This is a genomic window from Luteococcus sp. H101 (genome assembly GCF_038433155.1).
GTDB lineage: Bacteria > Actinomycetota > Actinomycetes > Propionibacteriales > Propionibacteriaceae > Luteococcus.
Genome location: NZ_JBCDMW010000023.1, coordinates 15,951 through 28,163 on the forward strand (window position 1 = coordinate 15,951; position 12,213 = coordinate 28,163).

Sequence of the window (12,213 nt, forward strand, 5' to 3'; positions counted from 1 at the left end):
TGGAAGTGCCCCTGCTCAGGGCCGAATGGTCACCTCCGGGAGTGCTGGACCTGCATCGGATCCACCACGGCGGCGCTGTTCACGTCGGGCTTGGCGGCGTCGAAGCGCGCGGTGAACCGCTCGCTGGTCCAGCTCTGCCAGTCCTCGGTCACCGATTCGTCGCCCAGGGCCCGCAGCGCCTTGAGCTCGAAGATGTAGTCGCCGGCCTGGGCACGGGCCAGGTAGGGCGTCTTGCCCGTGGTCAGGTAGGTGCCGTCCCAGGCCCAGGCCAGGTCACCGGCCTCGCGCCCGTTGTGCTCCAGCTCCAGCGCGGTGCCCAGCAGGTCGCCCTTGCTACCGTCGGGATTGGCCTTGTGCACCAGGATCTGGAAGCGCTCGACGGGGTATTCGATCCGGAAGACCACCGTGGGCTGGTCGCCCTCGGCCATCGAGAAGCTGTGCCCGGTCTGCACGTCGTGGCAGGTGGGCGTCTTGTCCACGACGAGGCCCAGGCAGGGCGCCTTGGAGCCGGGGGCGTGCAGCACATCGACCCGCTGGTAGTCCCCGGCCATGCCCGCGTAGGGCACGTTCAGGGTGGCTCCGGTGGCGGACTTCGCGACGATCCAGCCGCCGTAAAGGTAGCCGTTGGGGGCGTCGGCCGGGGCCTGGATGCGGACCGTGACCTTCTTGCTGCCGCGCGGTGGGACCACCACCCGGCTGGGCATGGTCACCTGGGCGTCCAGCAGGTCGAACTCGGGATCGCTGGTGCCCAGCGTGCCGATCGACGTCTGGTTGGTCAGGGTGTAGACCACCGGGCGACGCGAGTCATTGCGCAGGGTGAGGGTGGTGTTCACCGGCTTGGCCCGCTGCTCCCCCAAGCTGATCTTCGACGGGGTGATGCTCTGCTGGGTGAGGATCGCGCGGTCCACCTGGATCAGGCCGGCGCCCTGCCGGGCCACCGGCTCGGCCAGCCCGAGCGACGGGTTCAGGCTCCACGCGGCATCGTGCACCGCGGTGTTCATCAGCAACTGCTTGACCTTCTCCGGGCGGCCCTTGAGCGCGGGCCGGGCCTGCAGCATTTGGGCGACGGCGCCCGCGGTGTGCGGGGCGGCCATGGAGGTGCCGGACATCGACGTGTGCCCACCCTTCTCCAGCGGATAGGTGGACCAGATGTTGCCACCGGGGGCACCCAGGTCAGGCTTCAGGCTGAGGTCCGCGGCGACGCCCCAGCTGGAGAAGCTGGACACCCGGCCGGCGGCCGGATCCTTGCTGGAGATGGTCTGGTTGGTCCACTCGATCACCGGATTGGTGTGGGTGGCCAGCTCCGTCCCGTCGGCCTGGCTGATGATCACCACGGGAACGGTGATGGGCACCGCGCCCTCCACGCTGGGATTGATGGTGCCGGCCTGGTTGTTGTACAGCACGACGGCCTTCGCCCCGGCCTGCTGGGCGTTGAGCGCCTTCTCATAGAAGGTGCAGCTGCCGCGCTGCACCAATGCGGCGGCGGGGGTGGCGAACTTGGCCTTCTGCTCGTCGGTGTAGGCGGTGCAGCCCTGGGCCTGCGGGGTGCCCGGGGCGCCCAGGCTGACCACCGGCAGCTGGCCACTGGTGGGCGGCAGCGGCGCCGGGGAGGCGGTGCCGTAGCCGATCTTCTTGTCCGTGCCCACCAGCGTGACGACGCGCTGGGTGAGGTGGGTGTTGTCATAGCTGGCGACGGAAATGGTGCGGCTGCCGACGCTGGGCGCGCCGCCGCTGAAGACGCCGGTCTCGCCGGAGTTGCCGGCCGAGGCCACCATGATGGTGCCGCGCCTGGCCATAGCGTCGGAGGCGGTGGCCGTCGGGTAGTCCGGCCAGGTCATCATGTCGGCACCCAGGGACATGTTGACCACGTCCATGCCGTCGGCCTCGGCCCGCTCCATTGCGGCCAGGATCACCTCGGAGCTGGTGCTGCCCTCGCAGCCGAAGACCCGGTAGCCGCCGAAGGTCACCCTGGGGGCGACGCCCTTGACCCCCTGCTTGGCGGTGTTGCCGTTGGCGCCGATGATGCCGGCCACATGGGTGCCGTGGCCGCCGCAGTCGTCCGGGACCGCGTCGGGCACCGGGACGGAGGTGGGGATCTTGGAGTTGTACTTGTCCCCGACGAAGTCGTAGCCGTACTTCACCCGGCTGCTCGGGAAGGCGGTGCTGCCATTGGTGCCCTTGCCGCCCAGGTCCGGGTGGTCGATGTCGATCCCGGAATCGATCACACCGACCTTGATGCCCCGGCCGTCATAGCCCAGGTCATCCCGCGCGATCCCCGCACCCGAGAGGCTGACGGCGTGGGCAATGTTGGGCTCGGTGCCCTTCTGCGCCGGCCGGTCCACCTGGACGACGGGATAGATCCCGGTGACGCCCTTGACCGACGCCAGCTTGGTGACCTGCTTGGCATCCAGCGTGACCGCCATGCCGTTGAAGGTGCGGGAGTACCTGCGCTGGCCCTTGATCTTCACGCCCTTGGAGGCGGCGGCCTTCACGACGGCCTGCTGGGCGGCGTCGACGCCGGCGCTGCTGCCGCCGTCGGCCAGGCTGGCGCCCTGCACCCGGACCAGCCACCGGTCCTTCACGAAGTCCTCGCCGCCGCCACCGGCGGCCTTGATGTAGTCGGACATCCGGCCAAGATCAACATTCTGGGCATCTGCGGTGGGCACGGCGGCCAGGCAGGAGGTTGCCAGTGCCGTGGCGGCCAGGCCGCTCAACAGGACCCTGCGTCGGTGCTGCATGGTTCTCCTCATCATTGAGTGGGGGTGGGCAGCGAGGCTGCTTGGGAGCAACCTAGTGCGCAATTCCTCACGTCGCTAGGGTTGCCGGGTGAGCATCCCAAACACCGCCAGCGTGGGCGGCCGTCCCAGCACCCCCATCGACGAGATCGCCAACGCCTACTTCGAGGGCGTGCTGCGGCTCAGCCCCTGTTACCTCACCAGTCTTGGCCGGCCGGAGCGTCAGGACGAGTACGACGACTTCTCCCCCGCCGGGCTCGCGGCCCGCGCCGCGCTCAATCGGGAGACGCTGGGTCGCCTGGCCGAGGTGTCGCCGGTTGATGACATTGACCGCGTGACCCTGGCGGCCATGCGGGAACGGCTGGGGCTGGACCTGGAGATCTTCGAGGCCGGCGCGGACCTGTTGAGCATCAACAACATTGCCACCTCCCTGCATGTGATCCGCGGCGTCTACGACCAGATGCCCACCGCCACCGAGGAGGACTGGCGGGTGATCACCCGTCGGCTGCGCGCGGTTCCGGCCGCCGTCGACGGTTGGGCCGAGAGTCAGCGGGCCGCCGTTGAGCGGGGCCTGCTACCGGCGCGACGGCAGGTGAACCAGCTGGCGGAACAACTGGAGCAGTGGACGGCCACCGGGGGTTTCCTGGACGGTCTGCGCAGCGGTGCCCGCCTGGCCGACCAGATGCCGCTGGCCCCCGAGCTGGCCGCGGAGCTGTCAGCCGCCGTCGAGGTGGCCCGCGGCGCCTTCTCCGGCGCGGCCGAGCTGCTGCGCGGGGAGTTGCACGACGCCGGGACCGACGTCGACGGGGTCGGCGTGCAGCGCTACCGGCTGATGTCCCGCGCCTCGCTGGGCGCCAACATCGACCTGACGGAGACCTACCGGTGGGGCCTGGCGGAGGTGGCCCGAATCCAGGAGCTGGAGCGCCAGACCGCCGAACGGATCAAGCCCGGCGCCAGCATCGCGGAGGCCGTCGAGCTGCTGGACGCCGACGAGAACTACCGGTTGCACGGCACCGACGCACTGCGCGAATGGATGCAGGGCAAGGCCGATGAAGCCGTCACCGCGCTGGCCGACGTGCACTTCGACATCCCGGAGCCGGTGCGTCGGATCGAGTGCTGCATCGCCCCCACCACCGATGGCGGGATCTACTACACCGGCCCCAGCGAGGACTTCTCCCGGCCCGGCCGAATGTGGTGGGCGGTGCCCGAGGACGTCCAGGACTTCTCCACCTGGCGGGAGCTGACCACCGTCTACCACGAGGGTGTGCCCGGGCATCACCTGCAGATCGGCCAGACCGCCTACCGCTCCGAGCTGTTGAACCTGTGGCGCCGGCACGGCTGCTGGGTCTCCGGGCACGGCGAGGGCTGGGCGCTGTATGCCGAATGGCTGATGGCCGACCTGGGTTTCCAGGATGACCCGGGCAATCTGATGGGCCTGCTCGACGGGCAGATGCTGCGCGCCGTGCGGGTGGTGATCGACATTGGCCTGCACTGCGGCGCCGAGCTGGGGCTGACCGCGCCGGAGCTGGTGGGCGGCGGTGAATGGACCTTTGACAAGGCCTGGGCCTACTTCAACCGGTATGTCTTCATGGACGAGGGTTTCGCCCGCTTCGAGGTGAACCGGTACTGCGGCTGGCCCGGTCAGGCACCCTCCTACAAGCTGGGTGAGCGGTTGTGGCTGCAGCTGCGCGACGAGGTCCGCGCCGCGCAGGGTGAGGCCTTCAGCCTGAAGGACTTCCACCGCACCGCCCTGGACATCGGCGGGGTGGGGCTCGACGTGCTTCGGGAGGCGGTGTTGGCGGCGTACGGGGCTGGCCCCGCCCTCCCCTAGGCTGGCGGTGCCCAGAGAGGGGGAAGGCAGATGGTGAGATTCGCCAGCATTGGCACCAGCTCGATCGTCGACTTGTTCGCGCGCTCCGCTGCCCTGGTTGACCAGGCCGAGTACCGCGTCGCCTGTTCCCGGGATCTGGCGCGCGCCAATGAGTTCGGCGCCCAGTACGGGGCCCGCGGCGTCGGCGAGCTGCAGGAGCTGGCACGGTGCGCGGATGTCGACGCCGTCTACGTCGCCTCCCCCAATGTCTTCCACCACGAGCAGGCGCGGCTGCTGCTGAATGCGGGCAAGCATGTGCTGGTGGAGAAGTCGGCCTGCGCCAATGCCGAACAGTGGCTTGACCTGCTGCAGCTGGCCGAACAGCGGGGCGTGCTGCTGCTGGAGTCCGTCCGCTCCGTGCACGAGCCCAGCTGGCGAGCGGTCACCGCCTACCTGGACAGTCTTGGCCCGGTGCGCCAGGTGGAGCTGCACCTGTGCCAGCGGTCTCGTCGCTATGACAACTTCCTGGCCGGCCGGATCGAGAACATCTTCAAGCCGGAGATGGCCGCGGGGGCGCTGATGGACCTGGGCGTCTACAGCCTGCATCCGCTGATGACCCTGTTCGGGCTGCCAACCCGGGTCCGGGCCTCCAGCGTGAAGCTGAGCAATGGGATCGACGGCGCCACCACGCTCTTGTTGGACTACCCGGGGTTCACCGCGACGGTCAGCGCGTCCAAGATCTCGGCGAATTCGTCGTGGAATGTGATCGCCGGGGAGGACGCCTCGCTGGAGATCGACAAGATCGACGACCCCCAGCAGATGCGGATCTGGTGGGCCCACTCCCAGACCCACGAGGACCTGGACGTGCGCAAGGAGATGCCGCAGCAGGCCTATGTGCTCCAGGCCTTCGCCCGGATGGTGGCGGACCCGACGCTGGCCCGCCCCCACCAGGAGGCAACGCTGAATGCGCTCACGGTGATGGACGAGGCCCGCCGTCAGGTGGGCCTGCGCTTCCCCGGCGACCCGGACGACGAACACGACCACTGACCCCGCTGGGGTCCTGCCCACCCGGGAGGGCACCTGGTCAATGCGATTCCGAGCGAGCCTGCGGTGGGTCAAGGGCGTGCCGGGTGGGTGGAGCCGGCCCCGGCTGTCGTCTGGGCTGGCCAGACCATAGGGTGGCGGTGACACCATGACCCCGGGCACCGGCCCGGGGCCCGGACCTGATCAGGAGCAGTCATGTCACTGGCCATCGGCATCGACGTCGGCGGAACCAAGATCGCCGCGGGCGTGGTGGACGAGCAGGGCCAGATCCTGGCCCAGCTGCGCCGCGCCACCCCGGCCAAGGACACGGCCCGCACGGCCGAGCTGATTGCCACCATGGCCAAGCAACTCGCCGAGGAACACGGCGCTACCAGCGTCGGAATCGGGGCCGCCGGCTTCGTCGACGACGACCGGTCCACGGTGATCTTCGCCCCCAACCTGGCCTGGCGCAATGAGCCGCTGCAACAGATCGTGCAGGAGGCCACCGGGCTACCCACCGTCGTGGAGAACGACGCCAATGCCGCCGGCTGGGGCGAGGCCCGGTTCGGCGCGGCCAAGGACGCCAAGTCCGCCGTGGTGCTGACCATCGGCACCGGGATCGGCGGCGCGATCATCACCGACCAGCAGTTGGTGCGCGGGGCCAATGGCTTCGCCGGGGAGCTGGGGCACTTCATCATCCGCCCCGACGGCCGGCGCTGCGGCTGCGGGCTGCGCGGGTGCTGGGAGCGCTACGGCTCCGGCACCGCTCTGGTGCACGAGGCCCGGGAGCTCTCCGCGCTGGACCCGAACCTGGGGGCGCGGATGCTGGAACTGGCCGATGACAACCCGTTGAACATCACCGGGCTGCACGTCACCCAGGCCGCCCAGGAGGGCGATGCCGCCGCGCTGGACTGCTACAGCACCCTGGGCACCTGGATCGGCCGGGGGATGGCGGTGCTGGCGGCGGTGCTGGACCCGGAGGTCTTCGTGCTGGCCGGTGGCGTGAGCGAGGCGGGCGACCTGCTGCGCAACCCGGTGCACAAGACCTTCAAGAAGCTGCTGACCGCCCGCAAGGTCCGCCCCGAGCCGGAGATCCGGATGGCCGTGATGGGCAATTCCGCCGGGATGATCGGCGCGGCCGACCTCTCCCGCTGACCCTGGGCCCCCTCCCCAGACTTGCGGCCAGCGCCGCACCGCCCCCGGATGGCCCAGAGGCAAGCCTTTCGTCCGCTAGCTGAACCTGCTGCCACCGCAAGAACCCGCTGCTAGATTGCCGGGCAATGCCGCGCATCGGCGGGGCAGAATCCGCTTCTGCCCAATGAGGTGCGCATGAGCTTCCATGACGCTGTCGTCTACCAGATCTACCCCAAATCCTTCCGTGACTCGGATTCCGACGGGATCGGTGACCTGCGCGGCATCCTTGAGAAGGTTGACCACATCGCCTCCCTGGGCGTGGACCTGGTCTGGCTGAACCCCTTCTACCCGTCGCCCCAGCGCGACAACGGCTACGACGTGAGCGACTACTGCGCCGTGGATCCCACCATGGGCACCATGGAGGAGTTCGAGGAACTGGTGGCGGAGCTGGGCAAGCACGGGATCGGCGTGATGCTGGACATGGTGCTGAACCACACCTCCACCGCCCACGAGTGGTTCCAGCAGGCGCTCGCCGGGGACCAGAAGTACCGCGACTACTACCTCATCCGCCCACCCCGGGACGACGGCTCGCTGCCCACCAGCTGGCTGTCCAAGTTCGGTGGGCCGGCCTGGGCACCCTTCGGCGACACCGGGGACTACTACCTGCACCTGTTCGACGTCAGCCAGGCGGACCTCAACTGGCGCAATCCCGAGGTGCGCCGGGAAATGGCCGAGGTGGTCAATTTCTGGCGCGGCAAGGGGGTCAAGGCCTTCCGCTTCGACGTGATCAACCTGATCGGCAAGGCCGAACAATTGGTGGACGGGGACCCCGGTGGCGACGGCCGGGATGCCTACACCGACGGGCCGGACGTGCACCCCTATCTGCAGGAACTGGCGGCGGCCAGCTTCGGCCAGGACCCGGATTCGGTGACCGTCGGGGAGATGTCCTCGACGTCCATCCAGGCCTGCGTCGGCTATTCCAACCCGGACAACCATGAGCTGTCCATGGTCTTCAACTTCCACCACCTCAAGGTTGACTATGCCGACGGCAAGAAGTGGACCCAGATGCCCTTCGACCTGGCCGAACTGAAGCGGCTGCTGGACGAATGGGCCACAGGGATGCAGGAGGGCAATGGGTGGAATGCCCTGTTCTGGAACAACCATGACCAGCCCCGGGCGATCAACCGGTTCGGGGACCCGGAGCGGTACCACGCGGAATCGGCCACCATGCTGGCCACCGCCATCCACCTGCTGCGGGGGACGCCCTATGTCTACATGGGCGAGGAGATCGGCATGACCGATCCGGACTACACCGCCATGACCGACTATGTGGACGTGGAGGCGCATCATGCCTTCTCGGAGCTGGTTCAGGCGGGCGAGCTGCCGGACCGGGCCTTCCAGATCGTCCACGCCAAGGCCCGGGACAATGCCCGCACCCCGATGCAGTGGGATTCCTCACCCACCGCCGGATTCAGCGGCGTCCCGGGCTGGCTGCGGCCCACCAACCAGGACCGGTTCAATGTGGCCGACGAGGAATCCTCCGGCCGGATCCTGCCCTACTACCGGGAGCTGATCGCGCTCCGCAAGCGGGATCCGCTGATCTCGGAGGGACGCTATGAGTCATTCAACCCCGGGCACCCGTCGGTCTTCGGCTACCAACGTTCCCACGAGGGGCGACGACTGTTGGTGCTGACCAACTTCCGGGGTGAGGACGCGCAGCTGCAGATCCCCGCGGAATTCGCCGCCGGGCACCAACTGATCGGCAACTACCCCGAAAAACCGATCGAGGAGGACCTGACCCTTCGCCCCTATGAGGCGCTCGCCATCGTCGTCGAGCCCTCCTGATTTTCCTTCCCCATTTGAAAGGAGTGGGCATGACAACTGACATGCCTGAAACCCGTCCGGAAGAACTCGTCGCGCCAATGGCGGGCGAGGTGATTGACCTGGCCGCTGTGCCGGACCCGGCCTTTGCCAGCAAGAAGATGGGCAACGGATTTGCCGTTCGCCCCACCGGCAACGACGTGGTGAGCCCCGTCGCCGGCACCGTCTTCATGGTGGCCAAGACCGGCCATGCCATCGGGCTGCGCACGCCCGAGGGGCTGGAGGTGCTGCTGCACCTGGGCATCGACACCGTCGAGCTGGAGGGCAAGCCCTTCGCGCTAACCGTAGCCAAGGGTCAGGAGGTGGCCGCGGGCGAACCGATCGGCACCATGGACCTGGACCAGGTGGTGGCGGCGGGCAAGGACACCTCGGCCATCCTGGTGATCACCAACACCAAGAAGCGCTTGGGTGGCCTCGACGTGAACTTCGGCCCCTCGACGCTGGGTGCTCCGGCGGCCACCGCGCAGGTGCTGCCCGCTCCGGTGAAGAAGGCCGCCGCAACCGCAGCTGGGGCGAGTGCTGCCGCGGTCGGTACCGCCGTCGCCGCCACCACCGAGCCGGGGGCGGCTCCCGCCACGGAGCACGCGTCGAACCATCACCAGCTGGTGGACCGCACCACGTTGAGCGGCTACGACCTGCTGGCCTACGACATCATCGACAATGTCGGCGGCGCGGACAACATTCGCTCCGTGATCCACTGCATCACCCGCGTGCGCTTCTACCTCAAGGACGAGAAGCTCGCCAATGACGACGTCGTCTCCAACCTGGACGGCGTGATCGACGTCGCGAAGGCCGGCGGCCAGTACCAGGTGGTGATCGGCCCCGCCGTCGAGGACGTCTTCGACGCCATCACCAAGCAGCTGCCGCAGGTGGACAGCACCGTCGACGTCATCGACGACCGGGTGAAGCCCACCACCCTGGTCGGTTGGCTGAAGTACGGCTTCAGCGAGCTGATCGGCGTGATCACCGGATCCATGATTCCGATCATCGGTCTGCTGGCCGCCGCCGGTATCCTCAAGGGTGTCCTGGCGCTGCTGCTGAACTTCGAGGTGATCACCGACAAGTCCTCCACCTACGCGGCGATCAACGCGATGAGCGACTCGGTCTTCTACTTCCTGCCGATCTTCGTCGGCTTCACCGCGGCCAAGCGCCTGGGTTCCGACCCGATCGTCGTCGCCATCATCGGTGGCGTGCTGACCCACCCGGTGCTCACCACCGAGGCCGCCAAGGAGGGCACCCGCAAGATCGCCGGGATGAGCCTCAATGCGGACTTCTTCGGGGTGCCGTACCACCTGGCCAGCTACTCCTACTCGATCTTCCCGATCATCGTCGCCGCCTGGCTGGCGTCCAAGGTGGAGCCGTGGCTGAAGAAGGTGATCCCGGTGACGGTGCGGATGATCTTCGTGCCCTTCTTCGAGGTCTTCATCGTCTCCGCCGCGATCCTGCTGATCCTGGGGCCCATCGTCACCTTCCTCTCCGCCGGTCTGGCCGCGGGCATCCAGGGCATCTATGACCTGAACCCGACCATCGCCGGTGGCCTGATTGGCGGCCTGTACCAGTCGCTGGTGATCTTCGGTCTGCACTGGGCCGTGATTCCGCTGGTCGCCTCGGACATTGCCTCGTCGGGGCACTCCTACCTGAACGCCATCATCTCCGCGACGATGGTTGCCCAGGGCGGCGCCGTGCTGGCGATCTTCGCCAAGACCAAGGTGGCCAAGATCAAGGAGCTTTCGGGTTCCGCGACGTTGGCCGCCTTCTCCGGCATCACCGAGCCCGCCATGTACGGCCTGAACCTGAAGTACGGCCGGGCCTTCATCACCGCCTCGATCGGTGGTGCCGTGGGCGGTCTGCTCACCGGCCTGTTCCACGTGAACATGTGGGGCTTCACCGGTTCGCTGATCGGTTTCACCTCCTTCATCAACCCGAAGGACGGCATCGATTCCAGCTTCTGGGGCTACCTGATCGCCTCCGCGGCTGCGCTGGTGACGTCCTTCGTCCTCACCTACATGTTCGGCTTCACCGACGCCGACCTGGACGGCGAGAAGACGGTCAAGAAGGTTCGTCTGGGCAAGCGCGAGCCGGTCGCCAAGTGAGCTGATCCCACGGCAAGAGAGTGTGGATGGTCACCACACCGTCAAAGGTGGTGACCATCCACACTTGTTTTTGCCCTGGCTCCTCCCCGGAGCTGCCAAGCGGCGGTTCAGCGCTCCGGCTGCTCCCGGAAGTCCAGCTGCTCACGGGCCACTTCACCGGCGACCTGCACATTGCGCGTGGTGGTGTCCACCGTCAGCGCGACTTCTTCATAGGGCACGACGTCGTACTCAACCCGCGGCACCTCAGTGTGCAGCACGATCTGCTCGACGGGGTGGCTGGCAACCACCTGCGCGGAGGCGCCGACGGTCTCGCGTCCTTCAGCGGGCGCGTCGCCCACGTACTCCACCAACAGTTCCTCGCGTCGGACGGGGACGGTGATGGTGCGTTGCTCGGTGACGATCCGACGGGTGACCCGCGCCCGGGCCCACTCACGCACCTCCCCCGTCACGACGAGCCGCTCGCTGTGCAGCGTGATGTCGTCGGTCAACGCCTGGTCGTGCTCATTCGGGGTGGTCACAAGGATCTCCTCACGTCGGGGACGCACTGATCGTCGCACAGCCCCGTTGACGGCGACACCATCCAAGGGGGTGAATTCACCACCGGCGCAATGCACCCAGACCCGAAGGGGCACTCAGGAGCCCCTCGAGCCCGGGGAATCGTATTGCCGGAGGACACGCCATGACGGGGTGGCGACGGCTGGGTTACCTCCACGCGAACTCGCGGCGGACCCTTGCCCGACACCCTTACCCCCACCGCCATCGGTGCGATGGGGTCGAAGGGACCCACAATTCCACTCCAGGAGGATCCGGCGTGATGACAGACCCCGCCACCGCAGACCACCCCACCGCCCTTCCGGTGGGCCGGAGAACAGCGTGGGGCCGGGCCCTTGGCATGACGGGCGTGCTGTGGCTGGTGCTGGGGGTGGGATGCTTCGGCCTGGCCGCCAGCGCCATCCACCGGCGGATGGGCACCAGCGTGCATGCGGCCTTCGTACTGGACATGGTTTTCGTCGTCGGCTTCCTGACGGTGACAGCCGTGACGCTTTTGTGGCTGCCACGCACCGGCCGGACCCTGACGGACCTGGGCTGGCGTCGGCCTGCCCGACGCTGGGCGTGGGTGGCGGGCGTCACCTTCGGTGTCTTGTGGGCGGCACTGTCCTATGCCGCGGGTGGCGACCCCACCAGCACGGCCTGGCAGCGGATCCCGATGGTCCTGGCCGGGCCGGTGCTGGCCTTCGGCGAGGAAGTGGCGCGCGCCTTCATGCTGGACCACCTGCACCGGGCCACCGTGGCGCGTTGGGTTCAGGTGCTGGTGGGCGGGCTGGCGATGGGCAGCTACCACGGCGTGATCGGGGGCCACTTCACCCCCACCTACATGGTCTCCTCCGTCGTGATGTTCACCATTCTCTCGGCCATCTACGTCTGGGGTGGGCGCAGCCTGATGCCGGTGCTGGTGGGCCATGCGCTGCCCCACGTGCTGGCCGACCCGTCCCTCACTCAGGGAATCCTGGTGGGGCTCCGGGCGATGGGTGGGTGA

8 protein-coding genes are annotated in these 12,213 nt (G+C 68.1%); 6 read left to right on the forward strand and 2 right to left on the reverse strand.

Features of this window, described 5'->3' with window-relative positions:
* Positions 1-29 precede the first annotated feature (29 nt).
* On the reverse strand, positions 30-2,738 hold the full coding sequence (locus AAEX60_RS10105) for a S8 family serine peptidase (RefSeq protein ID WP_342103203.1): 2,709 nt from the start codon (positions 2,736-2,738) through the stop codon (positions 30-32).
* An 88-nt stretch (positions 2,739-2,826) separates the two neighbouring features.
* Between AAEX60_RS10105 and AAEX60_RS10110 the strand changes: the two genes are divergently transcribed.
* From AAEX60_RS10110 to AAEX60_RS10130, 5 genes are all read left to right on the forward strand, one after another.
* Entirely contained in the window at positions 2,827-4,566 is a 1,740-nt protein-coding gene (locus tag AAEX60_RS10110; protein WP_342103206.1) for a DUF885 domain-containing protein, read from the forward strand.
* Between the two features lie 30 nt (positions 4,567-4,596).
* Positions 4,597-5,592 carry a Gfo/Idh/MocA family protein gene (locus AAEX60_RS10115; RefSeq protein ID WP_342103207.1) on the forward strand — a complete coding sequence of 332 codons (996 nt, stop codon included), beginning with the start codon at positions 4,597-4,599 and terminating at the stop codon, positions 5,590-5,592.
* Between the two features lie 192 nt (positions 5,593-5,784).
* Positions 5,785-6,723, forward strand: coding sequence for an ROK family glucokinase (locus tag AAEX60_RS10120; protein WP_342103208.1), 939 nt, complete (start codon positions 5,785-5,787; stop codon positions 6,721-6,723).
* Between the two features lie 174 nt (positions 6,724-6,897).
* The gene (locus AAEX60_RS10125) at positions 6,898-8,547 is read left to right on the forward strand and encodes an alpha,alpha-phosphotrehalase (RefSeq protein ID WP_342103209.1); all 1,650 of its coding nucleotides are present in this window, start codon (positions 6,898-6,900) and stop codon (positions 8,545-8,547) included.
* A 29-nt stretch (positions 8,548-8,576) separates the two neighbouring features.
* Positions 8,577-10,676 (forward strand): glucose PTS transporter subunit IIA, encoded by a 2,100-nt coding sequence (locus tag AAEX60_RS10130; protein WP_342103210.1) that lies wholly within the window; start codon positions 8,577-8,579, stop codon positions 10,674-10,676.
* Between the two features lie 107 nt (positions 10,677-10,783).
* Here AAEX60_RS10130 and AAEX60_RS10135 read toward each other — a convergent pair whose 3' ends face one another.
* Positions 10,784-11,194 (reverse strand): DUF2382 domain-containing protein, encoded by a 411-nt coding sequence (locus AAEX60_RS10135; protein ID WP_342103213.1) that lies wholly within the window; start codon positions 11,192-11,194, stop codon positions 10,784-10,786.
* A 296-nt stretch (positions 11,195-11,490) separates the two neighbouring features.
* Between AAEX60_RS10135 and AAEX60_RS10140 the strand changes: the two genes are divergently transcribed.
* The gene (locus AAEX60_RS10140; RefSeq protein ID WP_342103381.1) at positions 11,491-12,213 is read left to right on the forward strand and encodes a CPBP family glutamic-type intramembrane protease; all 723 of its coding nucleotides are present in this window, start codon (positions 11,491-11,493) and stop codon (positions 12,211-12,213) included.